This is a genomic window from Ralstonia sp. UBA689 (genome assembly GCF_002298975.1).
GTDB lineage: Bacteria > Pseudomonadota > Gammaproteobacteria > Burkholderiales > Burkholderiaceae > Ralstonia.
Genome location: NZ_DBMV01000031.1, coordinates 33916 through 54487 on the forward strand (window position 1 = coordinate 33916; position 20572 = coordinate 54487).

General features: G+C 65.2%; 23 protein-coding genes. 11 read left to right on the plus strand and 12 right to left on the minus strand.

The features are described 5' to 3' along the window. Window positions 1–39: 39 nt before the first annotated feature. From ldcA to B4F51_RS13895, 5 genes are all read right to left on the minus strand, one after another. A complete protein-coding gene (ldcA, locus tag B4F51_RS13875) occupies window positions 40–960 on the minus strand; it encodes a muramoyltetrapeptide carboxypeptidase (RefSeq protein WP_296226424.1) in 921 nt (306 codons plus the stop codon). Next, window positions 957–1517, minus strand: a complete 561-nt coding sequence (gene tadA / locus B4F51_RS13880; protein WP_296226426.1) for a tRNA adenosine(34) deaminase TadA — start codon at window positions 1515–1517, stop codon at window positions 957–959. The genes ldcA and tadA overlap by 4 nt, the downstream gene beginning before the upstream one ends. 19 nt (window positions 1518–1536) lie before the next feature. Next, a complete protein-coding gene (locus B4F51_RS13885) occupies window positions 1537–2013 on the minus strand; it encodes a 6-pyruvoyl trahydropterin synthase family protein (protein ID WP_296226427.1) in 477 nt (158 codons plus the stop codon). A 64-nt stretch (window positions 2014–2077) separates the two neighbouring features. Beyond that, window positions 2078–2716 (minus strand): 7-carboxy-7-deazaguanine synthase, encoded by a 639-nt coding sequence (queE, locus tag B4F51_RS13890; protein ID WP_296226429.1) that lies wholly within the window; start codon window positions 2714–2716, stop codon window positions 2078–2080. Window positions 2717–3051: 335 nt separating this feature from the next. Beyond that, entirely contained in the window at window positions 3052–4278 is a 1227-nt protein-coding gene (locus B4F51_RS13895; protein ID WP_296226431.1) for an MFS transporter, read from the minus strand. A 138-nt stretch (window positions 4279–4416) separates the two neighbouring features. Here B4F51_RS13895 and B4F51_RS13900 point away from each other — a divergent pair, with 138 nt between their 5' ends. The 5 genes from B4F51_RS13900 to B4F51_RS13920 all read left to right on the plus strand — a co-directional run bounded on the left by B4F51_RS13900 (window position 4417) and on the right by B4F51_RS13920 (window position 8996). Continuing rightward, a complete protein-coding gene (locus B4F51_RS13900) occupies window positions 4417–5361 on the plus strand; it encodes a LysR substrate-binding domain-containing protein (protein WP_296226432.1) in 945 nt (314 codons plus the stop codon). A gap of 66 nt (window positions 5362–5427) precedes the next feature. Beyond that, window positions 5428–6276 carry a CmcJ/NvfI family oxidoreductase gene (locus tag B4F51_RS13905; RefSeq protein WP_296226434.1) on the plus strand — a complete coding sequence of 283 codons (849 nt, stop codon included), beginning with the start codon at window positions 5428–5430 and terminating at the stop codon, window positions 6274–6276. Continuing rightward, the gene (locus B4F51_RS13910; protein WP_296226436.1) at window positions 6269–6940 is read left to right on the plus strand and encodes a 2-hydroxychromene-2-carboxylate isomerase; all 672 of its coding nucleotides are present in this window, start codon (window positions 6269–6271) and stop codon (window positions 6938–6940) included. The genes B4F51_RS13905 and B4F51_RS13910 overlap by 8 nt, the downstream gene beginning before the upstream one ends. A gap of 3 nt (window positions 6941–6943) precedes the next feature. Continuing rightward, on the plus strand, window positions 6944–7771 hold the full coding sequence (locus tag B4F51_RS13915) for an isocitrate lyase/PEP mutase family protein (protein WP_296226438.1): 828 nt from the start codon (window positions 6944–6946) through the stop codon (window positions 7769–7771). A 13-nt stretch (window positions 7772–7784) separates the two neighbouring features. Beyond that, complete coding sequence (locus B4F51_RS13920) at window positions 7785–8996, plus strand: MFS transporter (protein WP_296226440.1); 1212 nt, start codon at window positions 7785–7787, stop codon at window positions 8994–8996. Here the strand turns inward: B4F51_RS13920 and B4F51_RS13925 are convergent. Continuing rightward, window positions 8979–9890: a LysR family transcriptional regulator gene (locus B4F51_RS13925; protein ID WP_296226442.1), complete on the minus strand. Its 912-nt coding sequence runs from the start codon at window positions 9888–9890 to the stop codon at window positions 8979–8981. The genes B4F51_RS13920 and B4F51_RS13925 overlap by 18 nt on opposite strands. A gap of 106 nt (window positions 9891–9996) precedes the next feature. Here B4F51_RS13925 and B4F51_RS13930 point away from each other — a divergent pair, with 106 nt between their 5' ends. Both B4F51_RS13930 and B4F51_RS13935 read left to right on the plus strand, forming a co-directional pair. Continuing rightward, the gene (locus B4F51_RS13930) at window positions 9997–10878 is read left to right on the plus strand and encodes an MBL fold metallo-hydrolase (RefSeq protein WP_296226444.1); all 882 of its coding nucleotides are present in this window, start codon (window positions 9997–9999) and stop codon (window positions 10876–10878) included. Between the two features lie 13 nt (window positions 10879–10891). Next, window positions 10892–11587, plus strand: a complete 696-nt coding sequence (locus tag B4F51_RS13935) for a DsbA family protein (RefSeq protein WP_296226446.1) — start codon at window positions 10892–10894, stop codon at window positions 11585–11587. 3 nt (window positions 11588–11590) lie between these two features. Here B4F51_RS13935 and thpR read toward each other — a convergent pair whose 3' ends face one another. The 3 genes from thpR to pcaH all read right to left on the minus strand — a co-directional run bounded on the left by thpR (window position 11591) and on the right by pcaH (window position 13742). After that, the gene (gene thpR, locus B4F51_RS13940) at window positions 11591–12175 is read right to left on the minus strand and encodes an RNA 2',3'-cyclic phosphodiesterase (RefSeq protein ID WP_296226448.1); all 585 of its coding nucleotides are present in this window, start codon (window positions 12173–12175) and stop codon (window positions 11591–11593) included. A gap of 131 nt (window positions 12176–12306) precedes the next feature. Next, on the minus strand, window positions 12307–13002 hold the full coding sequence (pcaG, locus tag B4F51_RS13945; RefSeq protein ID WP_296226450.1) for a protocatechuate 3,4-dioxygenase subunit alpha: 696 nt from the start codon (window positions 13000–13002) through the stop codon (window positions 12307–12309). Further along, entirely contained in the window at window positions 13002–13742 is a 741-nt protein-coding gene (gene pcaH / locus B4F51_RS13950) for a protocatechuate 3,4-dioxygenase subunit beta (RefSeq protein ID WP_296226452.1), read from the minus strand. Before pcaH ends, pcaG begins: the two co-directional genes overlap by 1 nt. A gap of 95 nt (window positions 13743–13837) precedes the next feature. On the opposite strand from pcaH, the gene pcaQ reads away from it, so the two are divergent. After that, window positions 13838–14797: a pca operon transcription factor PcaQ gene (pcaQ, locus tag B4F51_RS13955; RefSeq protein ID WP_296226454.1), complete on the plus strand. Its 960-nt coding sequence runs from the start codon at window positions 13838–13840 to the stop codon at window positions 14795–14797. A gap of 460 nt (window positions 14798–15257) precedes the next feature. Continuing rightward, on the plus strand, window positions 15258–15692 hold the full coding sequence (locus B4F51_RS13960; RefSeq protein WP_296226456.1) for a hypothetical protein: 435 nt from the start codon (window positions 15258–15260) through the stop codon (window positions 15690–15692). Window positions 15693–15849: 157 nt separating this feature from the next. On the opposite strand, the gene B4F51_RS13965 is transcribed toward B4F51_RS13960, so the two are convergent. Both B4F51_RS13965 and B4F51_RS13970 read right to left on the minus strand, forming a co-directional pair. After that, window positions 15850–16611 carry a DUF2182 domain-containing protein gene (locus tag B4F51_RS13965; protein WP_296226457.1) on the minus strand — a complete coding sequence of 254 codons (762 nt, stop codon included), beginning with the start codon at window positions 16609–16611 and terminating at the stop codon, window positions 15850–15852. 7 nt (window positions 16612–16618) lie between these two features. Next, entirely contained in the window at window positions 16619–17383 is a 765-nt protein-coding gene (locus B4F51_RS13970; protein WP_296226583.1) for a DUF899 domain-containing protein, read from the minus strand. 100 nt (window positions 17384–17483) lie between these two features. Between B4F51_RS13970 and B4F51_RS13975 the strand changes: the two genes are divergently transcribed. Further along, window positions 17484–18704, plus strand: coding sequence for a helix-turn-helix domain-containing protein (locus B4F51_RS13975; protein WP_296226459.1), 1221 nt, complete (start codon window positions 17484–17486; stop codon window positions 18702–18704). 37 nt (window positions 18705–18741) lie between these two features. Continuing rightward, window positions 18742–19404 carry a glutamine cyclotransferase gene (locus B4F51_RS13980; protein WP_296226461.1) on the plus strand — a complete coding sequence of 221 codons (663 nt, stop codon included), beginning with the start codon at window positions 18742–18744 and terminating at the stop codon, window positions 19402–19404. A 15-nt stretch (window positions 19405–19419) separates the two neighbouring features. Here the strand turns inward: B4F51_RS13980 and B4F51_RS13985 are convergent, their stop codons facing one another. Then, the gene (locus B4F51_RS13985; RefSeq protein WP_296226585.1) at window positions 19420–20352 is read right to left on the minus strand and encodes a 1-phosphofructokinase family hexose kinase; all 933 of its coding nucleotides are present in this window, start codon (window positions 20350–20352) and stop codon (window positions 19420–19422) included. Between the last annotated feature and the right edge of the window lie 220 nt (window positions 20353–20572).

The window sequence follows — 20572 nt, forward strand, 5'->3', positions numbered from 1 at the left end:
GATTTTACCATCCGGCCGTGACCCGGACAGGTCGCCGGCTTAGCTGCGCAGCGTTGGATAGCCCGACAAGTGCAGCGTAAAGCCCGCAGCGTCGATATCCAGCTCGGCCTGCGCGCCGACCGGCAGCGTCGCCTTGGTCGGACAGTGGCCGAACGGCAAGCCGGTCACGACTGGAATCGGCAATCGTGTGGCCAGATAGGCGCACATCGGTTCGAAGTCATAACCCCCGTCGTATGGCGTGGTGCGATAGCCGGAAAAATCCCCCAGCACCAGCGCCTGCTGGCGCTCCAGCACGCCGGCCTGCGCCAGTTGCAGCAGCATGCGCTCGACGCGGTACGGGTGTTCGTTGATGTCTTCCACGAAGAGGATGCCGCCGTCGATCCCGGGCAGATGCGGCGTGCCCACCAGGCTGCACAGCATGGCCAGATTGCCGCCCCACAGCTTGCCGGCGATGCGGCCTGGACGTGCCGTCGCTTGCGGCACATCAACACGCAGCGCGTAGGACGGCGCGCGCAGGATGCCCCAGAAGTGCTCGACCATGTAGGCATCCACCTCGGCCAGCGCAAAGTCCGAGCAGAGGTGCGGCCCCGCGAAGGTCACGCCGCCCGTTGCGGCCAGATAGGCCAGTTGGAACGCCGTGAAATCGCTGTGGCCGACGATGATGGCGTCGGTCGCCAGCGCGCGCTGGTGGATCGCTGCAAAGTCGATGCGGTCCAGCAACCGCGTCAACCCGTAGCCGCCGCGGATGGCCATGGCGATTTCCTGCCCGCTGCCGGTGCCGATCTGGTGCAGATCAGCCAGCCGCGCATCGTCGTCACCGGCAAAGCGCTGGTGCTGGCGCGTGAGGCATTCCGTATTCACCAGTTTGCAGCCCTGCGCCTGCAGCGCCGCCACGCCACGCTCGGCAATGGCGGGCTCGTTCGGGTAACCGGAAGGCGCAATCAGGCGGACGGTGGTCATGCGGCGGGATCAGATGAGGAGTCGTCAGGTTCAGTGGAAGCAAGCCGTGCGGCACGTTGGCTGGCGCGGCGCTCGGCAAAGAAGGCGCGCAGCATGTCGCCGCATTCCTGCGCGAGCACGCTGCCCGTGATGGCGGTCTGGTGGTTCAGGCGCGTCTCGGCAAACAGGTCGAGGATGCTGCCGGCAGCGCCGGTCTTGGGGTCGGGCGCGCCGTAGACGACGCGCGCCACACGGGCATGCAGCATGGCGCCGGCGCACATCACGCATGGCTCCAGTGTCACGAAGACCTCGCAGTCGGGCAGGCGGTAGTTGCCGAGATTCCCGGCAGCCTGGCGCAGGGCGCGCATCTCGGCATGCGCGGACGGGTCATGGGTGCCGATCGGGGCGTTGTAGCCGACGCCGACGATCTCGTTGCCGCGCACCACGACTGCGCCAACGGGCACTTCGCCCTGCCCCCACGCGAACTTTGCCTGCACCAGCGCCTGCTGCATCCAGTAGCCGTCGCGCTCGTGCGCGGACATGCCTGCGGGCGGCGTGAGGACGTGGGGCGTGGTCATGCGTGTCGGATCAACCCAATCAATCCTGCTCGTGCGGGCGCGCGAGCTTGACGTCGGCCCAGCAATTCGGGGTCTCGTACAGCACCAGCTTGGACAGCCGCAGATGATGCCCGTACGTGTTGCGGAACACCGGCTCCAGAATATCGAACGCGACCTGCGCGAGGTTCTCAACGGTGGGCACATCGTTCAATACGACGGTCTTGTGGCCACCTTCCATACCATTCAGGAATTCGACCAACTTCGTGTCGCCGCGATAGACAAGGAACGCGTGGTCCCACAGGTCGACGAGGTGCTTGTTGGCAAGCAGCTTGACGTCGCCGAAGTCGAGAATCATGCCGTCGTCGGTAGCCTTGTCGTTGTGTAGAACGTCGCCCGTGAGCGTGAGTTCGAGCTGATAGCGATGGCCGTGCAGGTTGCGGCACTGGCCGGCGTGGCCCGGAATGCGGTGGCCGGCATCGAATTCGAGCCGGCGCGTGATGGAAACGGTCTTGGTCATGGAGCGAGGTGCGGCAGTGGATGCCGCGAACAGCTAAAACGACGAGAACAACGCGCGGCCCGCCTTAGCGGATGCCCAGCATCTTATGGGTTTGCAACGACAGGCGCCAGCGCGGACGACGCTGGCACAGTTCAACGGCGAGCGCCGTATTCTGCCGCGCGAGCGGCCCGTCCATGGCCTGCAGGAAGAAATGCTGGAAATCCAGCCGTTCGTATGCGTCCAGGTCCTGGCCCTCTTGCGGGATCACGACCTTCAGCTCATCGCCACGCTTGACGACCAGCTCCGCGCCCATCTTCGGGCTGACGCACACCCAGTCGATGCCCTCGGGCACGGCGATGGTGCCGTTGGTCTCGATGGCGATTTCGAAGCCGCGCGCGTGCAGCGCGTCGATGAGGGGCTTGTCGAGTTGCAGCAGCGGCTCGCCGCCGGTGCAGATGACCAGCGGCTTGCCGCCCGTGGCGTCGGCCGGCCATTGCCCGGCGACGGTATCGGCCAGGGCATCCGCGGTGGTGTATTTGCCGCCTTGCGTGCCGTCCGTGCCGACGAAGTCGGTGTCACAGAACTGGCAGACGGCTGTGGTGCGATCGGCCTCGCGTCCACTCCAGAGATTGCAGCCGGCAAAGCGGCAGAAGACGGCTGCGCGGCCAGTGTTGGCACCCTCGCCTTGCAGCGTGTAGAAAACTTCCTTGACAGCGTAAGTCATGTCTGAACGGTGGCATTCACAGGAAACTGCTCAATTCCCGCGCAAACCGTACCAGTACCCACTAGTGATTAACTCGATATTGTTTCACAAATCGAGCTTGGCGTCGCGAACACGGCCTGCCTGGCGTTGTTGCGCCGCCTTGCCGTACTTCAATACTGCCTGCGTCGGCGCGCCTAGCCAGGCGGGCCGTGTTCGCGTCACCTATCCGCAGAAGGACGCCAGCGTCACAAACGAAAACGCGCCCTCAGGCGTCAACCACGCCGAAAAGACAGCCGCGGCACCAGCAATCGCCAGCGCCCACGCCGCCCATTGTTTGACTCGCTCGCTCATGCCGTTCATGCCGCTGGCGCCAGCTTTGTCGCGGTCGGGCGCGCCAGTTGGCGATCGTCGATCGGCCAGTGCAGCAGCGCGGCCACTACGCCCAGCGCCATCGCGCCAAACCAGATCGCATCGTACGAATGCAGGTGGTCATACACCACGCCGCCCAGCCACACGCCCAGGAATGCGCCAATCTGGTGGCCCAGGAACACAAAACCGAACAGCGTGCCGATATAGCGCACCCCAAACACCTGCGACAGCACCCCATTGGTAAGCGGCACCGTGCCCAGCCACAGCAGCCCCATCACGATGGCAAACCCATACAACGTGGCCGGCGACAGCGGCAGCAGGATGAACAGCGCAATCGCCGCCGTGCGGATCAGGTACAGCAGCGACAGCAGATACTTGCGCCGGAACAACCCGCCCAGCGCGCCGCAGTAATACGTGCCGACGACGTTGGCGGCGGCAATCAGCGCCAGCGCGATCATGCCGTGGCGCGCCGTGAGCCCCTTGTCGAGCAGATACGCCGGCATGTGCGCGCCGATGAACGCGAGCTGGAATCCGCACGTCAGAAAACCGAGATTCAGCAACCAGAAGCCCGGATGCGAGAACGCCTCGCGGATGGCGGCACCCATGCTCTGATGCGCCTCCTGCGCGGCGCTCGCCGCCGCCCGTTCACGCAGCGGCGCGGCCAGTGGCAGGAACACCGTCATCACGATCGCCATGACCACCAGCGCCGTCACCCAGCCGACCGTGCTGAGCAGCTCCTGCGCCGTCGGCACCATCACGAACTGGCCGACACCGCCCACTGCACCCGCCACGCCCAGTGCCCAGCTCCGCCGCTCGGGCGGCGTAAGCCGGCTGATGGCGCCGTACACAACGCCGAACGAAGTGCCCGACAGCCCCAACCCGATCAGCCCGCCGGCCGAGAGCGTAAAGCCCAGCGGCGTGCCCGCATGCGCCATCAGCAGCAAACCCAGCGCATAAACCACGATGCCCGCGACGACCACCTTGGCCGCCCCGTAGCGATCGGCAAGCATGCCCGCAAACGGCTGTGCCGCGCCCCAGACCAGGTTCTGCAGCGCGATGGCCAGGCCAAAGGTTTCGCGCGTCCAGCCGTGATCCATGGTGATCGGCACGAGGAACAGGCCCTGCACGTGGCGGATACCCAGCGCAAGGCCAATCACCGCGCCGCCGGCCAGCACCGGCAGCCAGGGCGATTGCATGAGGGATTTCGATGTCATAAGGAGGTTCTCCGTTGCGGCTGGCATTCCCATCTCGCAAGCGTGCGTTTAACTGGAATGTCGCCCGATGGCTTATTAAACTTCCGCATATCCCTGTTCTCAACTGATCTTTGAGAACGTTTCACATGAGGAATTCGCATGTCGACTCCCCTTGTCCGGCTGGCATCGCTGGATCTGCTGCGCGGTTTCGTGGCCGTAGGCCGACGCATGAGCATCACGCTGGCGGCCGATGACCTGTGCCTGACGCAATCGGCGGTCAGCCGCCAGATATCAGCCCTGGAAGAGACGCTGGGCGTGAAGTTGCTGGTGCGCGGGCACCGCTCGATTGCCTTCACGCCAGAGGGCGAGCGCCTGTTCCGCAGCGCCGACAGCGCCGTGCAGCAGTTGCAGGACGCCATCGGCGCCATTCGCGTGGCAGCCGAGCGCCGGCCCGTGACGATCACCGCCAGCATCGGCGTGACGGGCCTGTGGCTGCTGCCGCGTCTGGCGCGCTTTCAGCAGCAGCACCCCGACATCGACGTGCGCGTCGCCACCAACAACCGCCTGATCGACCTCAAGAACGAAGGCATCGAACTGGCGATCCGCTACTGCCCGCCGGGCGATGCGCCGCCCGGTGCGGTCCGCCTGTTTGGGGAAACCGTGGCCCCGGTCGCGCACCCGTCGCTGGGCCTGCGCATGCTCGATTCCCCCGAGGCGCTGGCCGGCCAGACCTTGCTCGACTTCGACGACCGCGACCTGCGCCGCCCGTGGCTGCAATGGACCGACTGGCTGGCCGCTGCAGGCTGGAGCCACGCCAAGCCCCGCACCGTGCTGCGCTTCAACCAGCACGACCAGATCATCCATGCCGCCGTGGCCGGCCAAGGCATTGCGCTTGGCCGGCTGGAGCTGATTACGCCGCTGCTCGCCGACGGCCGCCTGGTGACGGTGCCGACCACGGCCCCCGGCGTGCGCAATGCGCATTCGTACTGGCTGATCCAGGCTGAAGCCACTCCGCGTCGCGACGTGCGTGACGTGGCCGCGTGGATCTGCGCGGAAGCGGCGGCTCAGGCATCGCATGCACCCAGCGCATCCGAACTTGCATGAAATGCGGTTGAGCGCACGCGGCGGCCCGCGTGTAATGCTGCCAACAACATCCACGTTGGAGGCTGCATGGACACCCGCACCCGAACGCAAACGGTGGTTGGCGGCCTGAGTTACCTGAGTCACACCAGACCGGGCACCGCCACGCCCATCAACTACATGTATCCGCCGCCCGCAGGCGAGCCCTGGCAGACGTGCGAATACGAGTTGCGCGATGTCGGCATCGCCGACATGCGCACGGCCGAGACGCCTGAGCTGGAACGCGAGGGGTTCATCCTCGCCGTCGCGCCCACGCGCATGACGAATTTCCAGGACGAAGACGCCATCCGCGCGATCTACTACGCGGAAATCATTGAACTCGCCCTCGCTGCCACGGGCGCCCGCCGCGCTTACGTGTTCGACCACCTCGTGCGCAGGCGTGACCCCAGCCGCCCCGCCCTTACGTTTGGGCGTGAAGGCGATGGCGCGCCCTCCGCCGTCGGCCGCATCCACAACGACTACACCGAAGCCTCCGGCCGCCTGCGCCTGGGCCGCGTGCTGACCGATCCGGCAGAGGCTGCCGCCATCGGCCGCTACGGCATCGTCAACATCTGGCGCTCCATCCGCGGGCCGGTGCTCGACACCCCGCTGGCCCTGTGCGATGCACGCAGCGTGAATGCCGCCGACCTCGTCGCCGCACAAATCCGCTACCCCACACGCACCGGCGAGCTGTACCTTGCCACCCACAGCCCGCGCCACCGCTGGTGGTACGCATCGGCCATCGACCGGCACGAGGCGCTGGTTTTCAAGCAATACGACTCTCAGGCGAGCGGCGTGGCGCGCTTTACGCCGCATGCCGCGTTCGTCCATCCCGATGTGCCGGCCGGCACGCCGCCGCGCGAAAGCATCGAAATTCGCTGCCTGGTGGTCTATGACTAAGTTCACCCCTTACAACGCCACCTGGGAAGCGCTCGTGCCGACACCCACCGTCGAATTCTGGTTCGACTTCGCCAGCAACTACAGCTACCCGAGCGTCATGCGCATCGAAGCCGCCGCTCTGCGCCAGGGCGTGAGCGTGGTTTGGAAGCCATTCCTGCTGGGGCCGATCTTCCAGTCGCTTGGCTGGGCCAGCTCACCGTTCGTGCTGCAGAAAGCCAAGGGCGATTACATGTGGCAGGACATCGCACGCGAATGCCACAAGATTGGCGTGCCGTGGACGCGGCCCAGCACCTTCCCGCGCAACTCCGTACTGCCGCTGCGCGTCGCCCTGCTGGGCGCGGATCAGCCGTGGATCGGCGCGTTCTGCCAGCGCATCATGCTGCGCAACTTCGCGCAGGACCGCGACATCCACACGCCCGAAGCGGTGGCGGAAGAACTGGCCGCGCTCAGTTTGCCCGCCGAGGCGATCCTGTCCGAAGCCCAGTCCGATGCGAACAACCCACGCCTGCGCGAGCATACGCACGCCGCGCAGATTCGTGGCATCTTTGGCGCTCCCATGTTCTTTGTCGGCGACGCGATGTTCTGGGGCAATGACCGCTTGGACGACGCGCTCGCCTGTGCCGCAGAACTGCATTCCAACCCCCATTCACTTCAAACTGGATAGTTCATGCCGACTCAGACTGAAAAAGCCCACGCCTTCCGCGCGCTGCACGAGCGCAGCGGCACCTTCGTCATCCCCAACCCGTGGGATCCGGGCTCGGCCCGGCTGCTGGCTACGATGGGCTTCGAGGCGCTTACCAGCACCAGCGCGGGCTTTGCCTTCTCGCGCGGGTTGCCGGACTACGGCGTCGGCCGCGATACCATCCTCGCGCACGTCGCCGACCTAGCCGCGGCCACCGATCTGCCCACGGCCGCAGATCTGGAAAACGGTTTTGGCGACGATCCCGAAACCGTGGCTGAGACCATCCGCCTGGCCGGCGCCACCGGCATCGTCGGCGGCTCGATCGAGGACGCTACCGGCCGCGCCGACGCGCCCATCTACCCGTTTGAAGCCTCTGTTGAACGCGTACGTGCTGCCGTGGAAGCCGCACGCTCGCTGCCCTTTCCCTTCACGCTCACCGCGCGCGCCGAAAACCACCTGAACGGCCGCAACGATCTGGCCGACACCATCCGCCGCCTGCAGGCCTTTCAGGACGCTGGCGCCGACGTGCTCTACGCGCCCGGCCTGAAAACGCGCGAAGAGATCGCCACCGTGCTGCGCGAGATCGATCGCCCGCTCAACGTGTTGATGGGTTTTGCCGAAGGCAACCTGAGCGTGGCGGAACTGACCGAACTGGGCGTCAAGCGCATCAGCGTGGGCGCCGCACTGGCCCGCGCGGCGCAGGGGGCCTTCCTGCGCGCGGCGGAGGAACTGCGCACCACGGGCACCTTTGCCTTTGCGTGTGATGCGGCGAGCGGGGCCAAGCTCAACGGATTGTTTGCACCGTTTGCCTGAACACCCCGGGGCCATGACCGACACACCGCGTCCGAGCACCCTCCGCCAGCTCCCCGCCGGGATCTGGGTGCTCGGCTGCGTCAGCCTGCTGATGGACGTCGGCTCCGAGATGATCCACAGCCTGCTGCCGCTGTTCATGGTGTCGGCACTTGGGGCCAGTGCGCTCACAGTCGGGGTGATTGAAGGGCTGGCCGAATCGACGGCGCTCATCGTCAAGATCTTCTCGGGCGTGCTGAGCGACTACCTCGGCAAACGCAAGGGCTTGGCGGTGTTCGGCTATGCGCTGGGCGCGGTCTCCAAGCCACTGTTTGCCATCGCGCCCACCGCCGGGATCGTGCTGACGGCGCGGCTACTGGATCGCGTTGGCAAGGGCGTGCGCGGTGCACCGCGCGATGCCTTGGTCGCAGATATCACACCACCCGAGTTGCGTGGTGCGGCCTTCGGATTGCGGCAGTCACTGGACACTGTCGGCGCGTTTCTCGGGCCGCTTCTGGCGGTCGGCCTGATGCTGTTGTGGGCGAACGACTTCCGGGCGGTGTTCTGGGTGGCGGTGGTGCCGGGGCTGATGTCGGTGGCACTGCTGGCGCTGGGGCTGCGCGAGCCCGAGGCCCGCGACGGCATGCGGCGCGCCAACCCGATCCGGCGCCACAACCTCAGGCGGCTGGATGCCGCGTACTGGTGGGTGGTCGTCATTGGCGCGGTCTTCACGCTTGCGCGCTTTTCTGAGGCCTTTCTGGTGCTGCGCGCGCAGCAAGGCGGCATTCCCGTCGCGCTTGTGCCGCTGGTGATGGTGGCCATGAATGTGGTCTACGCCCTGGCAGCCTACCCGTTCGGCAATCTATCGGACCGGGTCAGTCATACCAGGCTGCTGATGCTCGGTCTGGTGGTGCTGATTGCCGCTGATCTGGTGCTCGGCATGACAGGCCACTGGGGTGTGGTGCTCGCAGGCGTGGCGCTTTGGGGCATCCATATGGGGATCACGCAGGGGCTGCTCGCCACCATGGTGGCCGATACCGCCCCCGCCGATCTGCGCGGCACCGCCTATGGCATGTTCAACCTGGTGAGCGGGCTGGCCATGCTCGCCGCCAGCGTAGTCGCAGGGACGTTGTGGGACAAGCTGGGCGCGGCGGCGACCTTCCATGCCGGCGCAGCGTTCTGCGTGCTCGCGCTGGGCCTGCTGGCCATCGGTCGGCCGAAGCCCGCCGGATCACGTCCGATCAAATAAGCCCGGCGCGCGCCCGAACCATTCCGCCAGGAAATCCAGCATCGCTCGCAGCGCTGCGGGCATCTGCCTGCGCGAGCTGTAGACGCCGTGGATGCCTAACTTCTGCGGCACAAGCTCGGGCAGCAGGCGCACGAGTCGGCCACTGGCAATGAGGGGAGCCGCCGCAAACACCGGTTGCAGCGCAATGCCTGCACCCTCGCTGGCGGCGGCCAGCAGCGCCATCGTCTCGTTCGCGCTCAGATTGCCTCCCACGGGCACGTCAGACGGTGTGCCCGTCTTGGCGTTGGTGAACCTCCACAGGCTCTTGCCAAAGTACGAGTACGTCAGGCAGTTGTGCACCGCCAGCTCGTCCACGCGGTGAGGCATGCCATGGGCGGCCAGATAGGACGGCGCAGCCACCACCACGGAATCACACATGCCCAGCGGCCGCGCGATCAGGTTCGGGTCAAGATCATTGGTGATGCGCACGGCCAGGTCGATGCGCTCTTCCACCAGATTGACGGTGCGGTTGTCGACGACCAGGTCGACAGCAGTTTGCGGATAGCGCCGCAAATAGGCCGTCACCGCCGCGCCCAGCACCTGCTGTGCGAGCGACTGCGCGCAGGCAATGCGCAGCAGGCCGCGCGGCGTGTCGGCCTCGGGGCCGTCGGCCACCGCCATCTGTGCAGCAATCTCCAGCATCTGCCGGCAACGCGCGAGCGTCGCCTCTCCAGCGGGAGTCAGGCTGATGCGGCGCGTGGTCCGGTGCAGCAGGCGTGCGCCGGACCAGTCCTCCATCTGCGCGAGGTAGCGCGTGACCATGGCGCGCGACATGTCGAGCCCCTCGGCGGCGGCGCTCAGGCTGCCACGCTCGACAATCGACACAAACACCTCGGCAGCGGTAATGCGATCCATATTTGATCGATTGACGCAACAAATATGCGCATCTTAGGCGGTTTTTCGACCGAATCAAGCAATCTACAGTAGCGGCATTGCAATCGCACCCGTTCGGAGAACCCCGATGACCCTGATCCGCACCCTGCTTGCCGCCGGCCTTGTCAGCGCTGGCCTTGTCGCCCACGCTGCCGCACCGGCACCGCTGCACCTGGAGGTCTACAACCCCGGAGACAAGGGCGTCTTTCCCGTGTCGTCGGAAATCATCGCCGGCGCACACGAGGCCATCCTGATTGATGCGCAGTTCCAGCGCAGCGACGCCGAAACCCTGGTGCAAAAGCTCAAGGCCAGCGGCAAGAGGCTGACCACGGTCTACATCAGCCAGAGCGATCCGGATTACTACTTCGGGCTGGACGTCATCCATACCGCGTTTCCCAAGGCCAAGATCGTGGCCACGCCGAAAACCGTGGCGGCCATCAAGGCATCCATGAACGGCAAGCTGGCCTACTGGGGCCCGATCCTGAAGGGCAACGCGCCCAAAGCCCTCGTCCTGCCCGAGGTGCTGCACGCAGACCACCTGACGCTGGAAGGCCGCACGATTGAAATCAAGGGCCTGAACGGTCCGGACCCGGCGCGCACCTACCTGTGGATTCCGTCGCTCAAGACGGTGGCCGGCGGCGTGGTGGTCAACAGCGGCGACCACGTGTGGGTGGCCGACACACAAACGCGCGAATCGCGCCTGGGCTGGTTGCAGACGTTGGACACGATTGCCGCCCTCAAGCCGACGACGGTGGTGCCCGGCCACTTCACCGGCGAAATGCCCAAGGGCCTGGAGGCGGTACGCTTCACGGCCGGCTATCTGAAGACATTCGAGTTGGAAGCGGCTCGCGCAAGCGACTCGGCGGAACTGGTCAAAGCGATGAAGGCCGCGTACCCGGCGCTGGCCGGCGATGCATCGTTGGAGTTGAGCGCCAAGGTCATCAAGGGCGAAATGAAGTGGCCGCAGTAACCTGGAAATTGCCATGACGACGTTGCACTACATCTTCGATCCACTGTGCGGCTGGTGCTACGGCGCCGCGCCGCTGGTGGAAGCCGCGCGCGCAGTGCCGGGCCTGACGGTTGCCTTCCATGGCGGCGGCATGCTGGCGGGCCCCAACCGCCGCATGGTCACGCCGCAATGGCGCGACTACGTGATGCCGCACGATCACCGCATCGCCGAGCTGACCGGCCAGCCTTTCGGCGAGCCGTATTTCGAGGGCCTGCTGCGCGACACCACCGCCGTGATGGATTCGGAGCCGCCCATCACCGCCGTGCTGGCTGCCGAGACACTCGGCGGGCATGGGCTGGACATGATCCATCGCATCCAGCACGCGCACTACGAACAAGGCCGGCGCATTGCCGACGTGCCCGTGCTGCGCGAGCTGGCGGCGGAGATCTGTCTGTCACCCGAGGCGTTCGATGTGCAATATGCGCGCCAAGCCGGCGCCCCCACGCAGCAGCACATCGCGGCGAGCCGGCAGTGGCTCGATCGTGTCGGTGGTCAGGGCTTTCCGACGTTTGCGCTGGAAGATGCGGATGGCCGTCTGGGCGTGATCGACATCGGCCCGTGGCTTGGACGGCCGCAGCGATGGGCACAGGCCTTGGCACAACATGTCGGTGCACCGGCCCCGGCGGATGCAACTGAGGGCCCCGTCTGTGGGCCCGATGGCTGCACGTGAAGCTCAGCCCTTGAGTGGCCAGCGGCCCAATTCGTCGTATCGGGTCTTGCCAAGCCAGCTATGGATGAGGACGAAGTCGCGCACCATCCACGTGATGGGCTCGACCGATTTCGGCGCGAAACCGCCACGGTCGTACAACAGCGTGATATGTGGCTTGAAATGCCCGCGCGGCACCGGCAAGCCGGCTTGCTGCAAGGCTTCGCCCAGCGCCAACTGAAACGCCATCAGGCTGGCGGCGCCGTCACAGCCCAACAGCACGAACGGCCGATGATCGCGTCGGCCGTGAAAGCTCACCACCTGGTCAAGCGTGACATCGAACGGCTGCTGTGCGAGCCCGCCGGCAGCCGCGCGCACGCGTTCGACAACATCCTCGGGCGGCGGTTGAACAAAGTCGCCCAGGTGGTACAGCGTGACATGCAAACGCTCCGCACGCAGCGACTTGCCCCTGAAGCCCACCACGGGCCGCAACTGTTCGACCAGCCGCACGATGCGCTCTGCGGTACCAGCATCAGGCTTGATCGCAAGAAACAGCCGATGCGCAGGCAACTGCGGCGCGGCTTCGAATCCAGGGAGGGTGAGTTGTGTCACAACAGTCGCGTCAGGCGCAGAGCATAGATGCGTCCATTATCGGCATCCGCGTGACGTCTTGCTGCTCACCCAGCAAAAACAACGCCCGGCAAGTGCAAGCCTGCCGGGCGTTGTTCCATGTGGCACGGCGATCAGATATCGAAGAACACGGTCTCCGCGCCGCCATCCGGCGTGTCCTGCAGGCGCACGTCGAAGGTGTAGACCACCTCGCCGTTGCGCTCGGTGCGCTGGGCGATCAGCGTCTTGCGGCGCACTTCCCATTCGATGCCGCCCAGCACCGGGTCGGTGGCGTTGGCGGCGGCCTCGTCGTTGAAATACACGCGCGTATGCAGCCCAAGGTTGATGCCTCGTGCAAAGAGCACCATGCAGATATGCGGCGCTTGCTCGGCGTTACCGCGCCCGGCCACGGCGCCCGGCTTGATCGTCTCGAACCGGTAGACGCCGGTATCGAAATCGGCGCCAGTGCGCCCCCAGCCACGGAAGGTCGGGTCGGCGGGCTTGTCCTGGCGGTCGGCCGGGTGAGCGTACTTGCCGTCGGCATTGGCTTGCCAGATTTCGATCAGCACGTCGCGCACAAGCGAGCCCGAACCATCGAAGACGCGGCCTTCCAGGGCAATGCGCTCGCCGCGCGTGTCGGGCGTGGTCAGCACGTTGCCGAACTCTTTTTCGTAGATGTCGAAGCCAGCCTGACGCGGCGCCAGGCCGATATGCACATAAGGGCCGCCCGTCTGCGAGGCGGTTTCATTGAAATGCGCGAACGCCGGCGTGGTTGACATGGCCGCTGCCTGAGCGCGCTCGAGGGATTCACGAAGCGTGGTCGTGGTCATCACTTGGCTCCTTGCAAGGCGTTTTCGAAATGCGTGGCGCGGCGACCGCGCAGCGTGATGTCGAAGCGGTAGCAACGGCTATCCAGCGGCACGTGGTTGGCGGTGTCCTGCACCGCAATCAAACCGCGCACCTGCTCTTCGCTGGGAACGGTCTGGATGATCGGACATTGCGCAATCAGCGGATCTCCCTCGAAGTACATCTGCGTGATCAGCCGCTGCGCCCAGCCGTCGCCGGATAGCGAGTAATGGATGTGCGAGGGGCGCCAGTCGTTGATGCGGTTGCGCCACGGATACGGCCCGGGCTTGATGGTGCGGTACACGTAGTAGCCATTGGCATCCGTCAGCATGCGGCCGCAGCCGCCGAAGTTGGGGTCAATCGGCGCGATGTACTGGTCTTTCTTGTGGCGGTAGCGGCCGCCTGCGTTGGCTTGCCACACCTCCACCAGCGCGTTCGGCACCGGGCGGCCGAATTCGTCGCGCACGTAGCCGTGGACGATGATGCGCTCGCCGATGGGCAGGCCTTCCTTGGCGTAGTTGAGGATGAGGTCGTTGTCGAGCGGGCCGAGGTCATCGGGGTGGAAGATCGGCGCGGTGACTTCCGACAGCGTATTGAGCGTGGAGATGAGCGCATTGCGCGGCGAACGCAGCACGCTGGTCTTGTAGACGGGGGTCAGTGCGGGCGGATGCTGTGCGGTGTCGCGTTGGGCGAACTCGCCGGTGCCTGAAAACGGCAAGGTCATGGGGCGTCTCCTGTGTGAAATGCTGGAATCGACTGTATCGCCCTCAAAAAGTGAAGTAAATTGACTTCTGATCGAAAAATCGATAACCCACGGTTATGGAAAGTTCCCTCCCGCCCAGCGACTTGCCTTCGCGCATCCGCTTCCGGCATCTGAGCTGCTTTGTCGCCATCGCGCAGGAACGCAACCTGCGCCGCGCGGCAGAGCGGCTGCACCTGAGCCAGCCGGCAGTTTCAAAAACGCTGGGCGAACTGGAAGCGCTGGCGGGCGTGCAGCTCGTAGACCGTGGCCGGCAAGGCGCGCGGCTGACTGCTGCCGGCGAGCAATTCCTGCGTCATGCGGTGGGGGTGACGCAGGCGTTGGAATCGGCCACGGCTGCGTTGATGGGTTCGGGCGAGGCCTCCGCACCCGTCGTGCACGTGGGCGCCCTGCCAACCGTGGCGAGCGGCCTGTTGCCCCAGGCGATTGCCGCGCTGCATGCCCAACGCCCGCACGCCGGCATGCGGTTGCGCACCGGAACCAATGCCGAATTACTGGCCGCGCTCAAGGCAGGTGAACTCGACTTCGTGGTGGGCCGCATGGCCGAACCGGCGATGATGCATGGACTGTCGTTCGAGCTGCTCTACGCCGAAGCGCTCGCCTTGATCGTGCGGCCGCAGCATCCGCTGGCGTTATCGGCAAGCGGCACGGCATCACTGCAGGCCGTGCTCGACTACCCGCTGGTGATTGCGACGCCTGGCACCGTGCCGCGCCATCACACCGAAGCGCTATTCCAGACGCATGGCCTGCGGCTGCCGGCGGGCGTGACCGAAACGCTATCGGTGTCGGTCGCGCGACTGCTGGCCCGTCGCTCTGATGCCGTGTGGATCACGCCGGAGCGCGCGGCCCAGGATGACTTGTCGCAAGGCTGGCTCACGCGCCTGAACCTGCCGACGCCCGGCACTGCGGAGCCCGTTGGCCTATTGCGCCGCAGTGCCGCCACGCCCTCCGAATTGGCCGGCGCGTTCATGGACACCCTCAGGTCGCTTGCACACGCGGCTCCGGAGAAAACGCGCTGAGCCATCAAGTTGCCCGGTGGATATGCAACGACTTGCAAAATAATAAGATGACAAATCCATGGCATAAAGATGACTTAACTTAAGTGACTGAATTTTGTGCCATCTCAAGCAATATCCAATAGCCAATCAGTTTTCTTTAAAACAGACAAAAGAAAATCTCACAAATCACCCAAAAGGGCTACCTAAGATTAGTCACCACATCCTCCTGTCTATCTATGCAAGCGGGAATGTTTCTCTATAAATCAAAAGATTGTATTCATTTCCTCTCCGGCGGCTGGCCTGCCGCCCCTGCCTTGCGCGCGAATAAATCCGATAATCTTGAAACAATCCGCCAAATCGAAAAATGATTAGGCCAATATAGTGAGGCGTGGCGATTTATGAAAAATATACTGATCCAGCCAAGGACTTCCATGCTTGGCGCACAGACTCCAGAACAACCTCATTGAAAAGAGGCTCCACCATGACGCAACAAACTCTTGCAGAACGCGTGCACGCAACCGAAAGCCAAGTGAAGGAGGCATTGGCCGTCAACGACTGGACGAAGTACGACGGCGAGCGGGTCATGGCCACGAACTCCGCGCCGGTCTACCTGATCCTGCATGGCCAACTGCGCTGGATCCCCAATCCGACCACGTATACGAACCTGTTTGCCTCGTGGGACGGCATCATCGTGAGCGACTACCTGGTCGACAACGTGCCGGGCGGGCCTGCACTCACCAATGGCGCCGTGCTGGCCAAGGGCAGCGGCGCGCCGGTCTACCTGGTCACCAATGGCCAGAAGCAGTGGATTCCCAACCCCGAGACCTTCAACAAATTCGGTTTCAGCTGGGACAAGATCGTAACGGTGCCGGATGTCGTCATCGATTTCATCCCGACCGGGCCGGTCGTGAGCTGACGCGACTTCGCAGGCATGTGAAAGCGCCGGCCGATAACGCCGGCGCTTTTTGTTGCAGCTATCAGTCGGCGCGCGTCTCCTGTACGGGGCGCGACAGCCATTCCTCTGGGCCGTAAGCGAAGCGATGCAGCCACCAGCGCAGGCCAGCCCCGTCACATCATCCGAGCATGACGGCTCTCGCAATCAGCAACAGCCCGGCTCCGCCTGCAATCGCGCCGATGATGCGCGCAACACGCTCGCCGGCTGGGGCGAGACGCTCCAACGTGATGGCCACCGTGATTGCCACCATCACGCGCAAATCCATAACACCCGCGGCAAGCAGGATCATCGTCAGGCCAACGCAGGACGCACTGCAGTGCAGGCCAAGGTGCACGCCGTGTCGCCACGCCGTGCCGGCGTTGGCTGGCAATGTGCGGCCGGGCCTCGGTACTGCACGGCAGCGCGCTAGATGCCGGACCTTCCAGGGCGTGAACTGAAACGCGCCGGCAATCAGGACGACGCATCCCGTTGCCATCGGAATCGCGCGAGCCGCGGCTGGCAAGTGCATCTCGAACGCCGTCAATGCGACACCCAAAGCAAAGGCGACCATACCGAACGCAACCCACACGAGGAGGTACCCCACGCCCACCAGCATCGTCAGCATGCCAAGCTGCCATTCGCCACCGACGCGAACGACAGCACGGTAGCGCCGCAGCATCGGCACCAATGACGGCAGCATCATCGCTGTCATCATCACCGTCCACATGCCGAGGAACGAGGCGGTCGTGCCAAGCCAGGTCTGACCGCACATCGGCATCGTCCAGCCGCCTGGCATTGGCATCTCGCCCATGGCTGACATGGACGTGCACCACGCAACGGTTGCCGCGGTACTGACCATGAAGAGCAGCGCCGAGGCGGCAAGGAAACCGCGCTCGGCCACTGGTACGTCAGCGCTGGTCATACTCATCGTGGCGGCGCCACCAGACGCCGGTTTCGTTGCGGCCCAGCGGCGCGCGATCGAGCCATTGGTAAGCGCCCCACAGGCCGTCCAGCCCACGCGCATAGGTGGAGTACGTGTGATACACGACGCCGTCTTCCAGCACGAAGGCGCTCATGCCCGGCCGGTCGCGCACGTAGGTGGGCGCATCGGTGCCGCACATGGCCGCGAACTGCTGGACGGGCGCCGGCAGGTCGGCAGTATCCATCACGTGGCTGCCGCGCACGTAGTTGTAATCGGCTGTGCCCGCGCGCTGCTGCTCTTCGGAAATCGAGACGTTGAAGTCGTAGTTGAACTCGCTGTCGACCGACGATGCCCACGGAAATGTCCATCCCATCCGCTGCTTGTACGCCTGCAACTTTGCCAGCGGTGCGCGCGATACCGCCATCAGCATCACGTCATGGTTGGCCAGGTGCGTGGCGAAGCCGTTGAACCCGTCCGCGATCATGGAGCACGATGGGCACCCCGCCTTGTAGTCGGGCCCGAACATGAAGTGATAGACCAGCAGTTGCGAGCGCCCGCGAAACAGATCCGCCAGCGATGCGCTCCCCTGCTCGGTTTCGAACCGGTACGTCTTATCGACCCGGACCCACGGCAGTGCCTGACGCTGACGCGCGAGTTCGTCGCTGCGGCGCGTGAGTTCCTTCTCGGCCTTGAGCAGTTCGAGCCGTGCTTGCAGCCAGGTTTTCCGTGTGGCTGTCGCGTGTGATGTCATGTGTGTTTCCGTCATGCTTGCCTCCGTTTTGGTGAATGGTCTTGTGCTAGATTAGGTCCCCACATCGAACGGCGGGAGTGACAAGCGTGGCGGGATTCGGATGGACTCTCTGATCACGGCGGCAGCCCGTGCGCTCGCGGCGGGTGACCCCTTTGGCGCGCTGAACCGGGTGGCCTTGCGCGACGATCCTCCTGCTCTCGCACTGCGCGGCATCGCCATGGCACAGCTTGGCGATCTCGCCCGCGCAAAGGTGCTGCTGCGCAACGCCGCACGCGCATTCGGATCGAAAGAGGCCCTGGCCCGCGCCCGCTGCGTCGTCGCCGAAGCCGAGGTTGCGCTGGCCTCACGCGATCTGGGCTGGCCCGCAAAGACGCTCGATACCGCACGCGTCACGCTCGAAGCGCACGGCGACGCAGTCAATGCCGCGCACGCGCGCTATCTCGATATCCGGCGCCTCTTGCTCATCGGCCGCCTGGACGACGCCGAGCATGCGCTGGCGGGGCTCACGCCCTCGCTCCTGCCCCCTGCACTGCGCGCGGTGCACGCGCTGATCATTGCCGGTATTGCGATGCGCCGCCTGCAGACCAAGGCTGCGCGCGCTGCACTGGCCGAGGCCGATCTTGCCGCGCGCCGTGCGGGCATTCCATCGCTGATGGCGGAAGTCGAGAGCGCATCCCATCTCCTGAACGCGCCCGCAGCCCGCCTGATTTCGAATGGCGATGAACGCCCGCTCCAGCTTGAAGAGGTGGAGACGTTGTTCGCCTCTGGTGCACTCGTCATCGATGCATGCCGTCTTGCCGTGCGGAACGCGGGCACGGTGGTCTCGCTCGCAACGCGTCCAGTGCTGTTCACGCTTGCGCGCTCGCTGGCCGAAGCCTGGCCGGCAGATGTGCCGAGGGACCAGCTCATTGCACAGGCGTTTCGCACCCGGCATGCCGATGCATCGCATCGCGTGCGCCTGCGCGTCGAGATCGGCCGACTGCGTACGGCGCTCGGCACGCTGGCCACCGTCAGCGCCACGCGGCACGGATTTGCACTGCAACCGGGCCATACACGGGAGGTCGTCGTCCTGGCGCAACCCGTTGAAGAACAGCATGCCGCCGTGCTCGCCTGCCTGGCCGATGGGGAGTCCTGGTCCAGTTCGGCCCTGGCACTGGCACTCGGCACCAGCCAACGCACCATCCAGCGCGCGCTCGATGCGCTGGCCAAGGCCGGCAAGGTGCAGTGCTTCGGGCGCGGACGGGCGCGCCGCTGGATGACGCCGCCGCTGCCGGGATTCGCGACCACCTTGTTACTCACGGCGCCGCTGCCGGGCGACTAGGATGAAGACTCCACAACCGAATCCAACGAGCGCAAACATGAAACAATCTGCCGCCGAAGTCGTGCGCGAATATGGCCCATTCCCGGACGTCGACCACGTGCACGGCGTGACCTACGACGGCCAGCACGTCTGGTTTGCGGCCGGCGGCCAGTTGAAGGAGGTCGATCCTGCCAGCGGCAAAACGCTGCGCTCCATCGATGTTCCCGCCCACGCCGGCACCGCGTTTGATGGGACGCACCTGTTCCAGATCGCTGAAGACCGCATCCACAAGATCGACCCGCAAACAGGCACGGTGCTCGCCACCATTCCCGCGCCGGGTGCGGGAGGCGATTCAGGGCTTGCCTGGGCCGAAGGCACGCTGTGGGTCGGGCACTACCGCGAGCGCAAGATCCGCCAGATCGACCCGGAGACCGGCGCCGTGCTGCGCACCCTCGAATCGAACCGCTTTGTGACCGGAGTCACCTGGGTCGACGGCGAACTCTGGCACGGCACCTGGGAAGGCGATGCGAGCGATCTGCGGCACATCGATCCTCGCACCGCTGAAGTCCTGGAGCAGATCGAAATGCCGGCCGGTGTCGGGGTCTCGGGGCTGGAGTCCGATGGCGCCGACCAGTTCTTCTGCGGAGGCGGGAACAGCGGGAAGATTCGGGCTGTGCGGCGGCCTGCGCGTGGTGGGAAGCCGTCCGTGGACGCCGCGTAGACACGGCTGCCCGGCTCATGACAGCGCAATGTCTCGGTAGCACTGCTCGATCTCGGCGGCGCTACCGAGTTCGGTACCGGCATGGCCCAGTGCGGCGGCGGCGGCTGCCATGCCATACCGAAACGCCTGCCGCACGTCAGCATCCCGGTTAAGCGCCCACACCATTCCGCCGACGAAGCTGTCGCCCGCACCAATGGTGCTCAGGACCGACGTTGCGACACGCCCCGCGCGCACAACGTCGTTCTGGGTAACCAGCATGGCGCCACCCGCCCCCAGTGTGAGCGCCACGACATGCGCGTGCCCCTTGTAGGCGATCCCCTGTGCCGCCTGCAGGCAATCGGCTTCTGTCTCCAACGCAAGCCCGGTCAGTTGCCGAAGCTCGTTGAGGCTCGGCTTGATCAGGTAAGGCGCATGCGGCAACGCACAACGCAGTGCCTGCCCCGATGCGTCCAATACGACGCGGCTGCCATGAGCCTTGGCCATATCGATGACATGCGCGTAAAAATCCTCAGGAACCCCGAGCGGCAGGCTTCCGCTCAGCACGAGGTAGCGCGGCGCAGGTTGCAGCGCATCAAGATGATCCAGGCAGCGCTGCCATTCAGCGTCCGAGACAACTGGGCCGGGCATCACGAACCGGAACTCGCGGTGAGTGGAGGCTTCCGTCACGGAAAAATTCTCCCGGGTCTCACCTTCGATCTGAAGCGCTTCGAACGGCAGTCCTTCCGCAGTCAACAGCCGCCCCAATCGCTCGGCCACGGGCCCGCCGGCAAGATAGAGGGCCAGGCAATCACCGCCCATGCGATGAACGACGCGCGCAACGTTGATTCCCCCGCCACCCGGGTCGCTGCGTGCCGGGGTGCAGCGCATCTTGTGCGTATCCGTCATGCGCTCGACCGACGTGGCGATATCGATCGCTGGGTTGACGGTGAGCGTGACAATGTCCGGCATTGCAAGCCTCCAGAGGCGACGATGAGCGGCACGATGCAGCGACGCATCCACAACCGATTCGGATTCATCCCGGCGCGCAGCAAGCGATCAACGTTTGATGCGGCACAAGACCACCGTCATCCATGATGCCAGTATTTATTTGATCAGCCGTGCAACGCCTCATCGGGCGTCGTGCCGGGATGGTGATTGCACGGGCACGTTCAATGCATCACGAATGCAT

Bases quoted from the DNA above. Each gene is read 5' to 3' on its own strand.
- ldcA (WP_296226424.1), bottom strand. From the start codon at position 960: ATGACCACCGTCCGCCTGATTGCGCCTTCCGGTTACCCGAACGAGCCC.
- tadA (WP_296226426.1), bottom strand. From the start codon at position 1,517: ATGACCACGCCCCACGTCCTCACGCCGCCCGCAGGCATGTCCGCGCAC.
- B4F51_RS13885 (WP_296226427.1), bottom strand. From the start codon at position 2,013: ATGACCAAGACCGTTTCCATCACGCGCCGGCTCGAATTCGATGCCGGC.
- queE (WP_296226429.1), bottom strand. From the start codon at position 2,716: ATGACTTACGCTGTCAAGGAAGTTTTCTACACGCTGCAAGGCGAGGGT.
- B4F51_RS13895 (WP_296226431.1), bottom strand. From the start codon at position 4,278: ATGACATCGAAATCCCTCATGCAATCGCCCTGGCTGCCGGTGCTGGCC.
- B4F51_RS13900 (WP_296226432.1), top strand. From the start codon at position 4,417: ATGTCGACTCCCCTTGTCCGGCTGGCATCGCTGGATCTGCTGCGCGGT.
- B4F51_RS13905 (WP_296226434.1), top strand. From the start codon at position 5,428: ATGGACACCCGCACCCGAACGCAAACGGTGGTTGGCGGCCTGAGTTAC.
- B4F51_RS13910 (WP_296226436.1), top strand. From the start codon at position 6,269: ATGACTAAGTTCACCCCTTACAACGCCACCTGGGAAGCGCTCGTGCCG.
- B4F51_RS13915 (WP_296226438.1), top strand. From the start codon at position 6,944: ATGCCGACTCAGACTGAAAAAGCCCACGCCTTCCGCGCGCTGCACGAG.
- B4F51_RS13920 (WP_296226440.1), top strand. From the start codon at position 7,785: ATGACCGACACACCGCGTCCGAGCACCCTCCGCCAGCTCCCCGCCGGG.
- B4F51_RS13925 (WP_296226442.1), bottom strand. From the start codon at position 9,890: ATGGATCGCATTACCGCTGCCGAGGTGTTTGTGTCGATTGTCGAGCGT.
- B4F51_RS13930 (WP_296226444.1), top strand. From the start codon at position 9,997: ATGACCCTGATCCGCACCCTGCTTGCCGCCGGCCTTGTCAGCGCTGGC.
- B4F51_RS13935 (WP_296226446.1), top strand. From the start codon at position 10,892: ATGACGACGTTGCACTACATCTTCGATCCACTGTGCGGCTGGTGCTAC.
- pcaG (WP_296226450.1), bottom strand. From the start codon at position 13,002: ATGACCACGACCACGCTTCGTGAATCCCTCGAGCGCGCTCAGGCAGCG.
- pcaH (WP_296226452.1), bottom strand. From the start codon at position 13,742: ATGACCTTGCCGTTTTCAGGCACCGGCGAGTTCGCCCAACGCGACACC.
- pcaQ (WP_296226454.1), top strand. From the start codon at position 13,838: ATGGAAAGTTCCCTCCCGCCCAGCGACTTGCCTTCGCGCATCCGCTTC.
- B4F51_RS13960 (WP_296226456.1), top strand. From the start codon at position 15,258: ATGACGCAACAAACTCTTGCAGAACGCGTGCACGCAACCGAAAGCCAA.
- B4F51_RS13970 (WP_296226583.1), bottom strand. From the start codon at position 17,383: ATGACATCACACGCGACAGCCACACGGAAAACCTGGCTGCAAGCACGG.
- B4F51_RS13975 (WP_296226459.1), top strand. From the start codon at position 17,484: ATGGACTCTCTGATCACGGCGGCAGCCCGTGCGCTCGCGGCGGGTGAC.
- B4F51_RS13980 (WP_296226461.1), top strand. From the start codon at position 18,742: ATGAAACAATCTGCCGCCGAAGTCGTGCGCGAATATGGCCCATTCCCG.
- B4F51_RS13985 (WP_296226585.1), bottom strand. From the start codon at position 20,352: ATGCCGGACATTGTCACGCTCACCGTCAACCCAGCGATCGATATCGCC.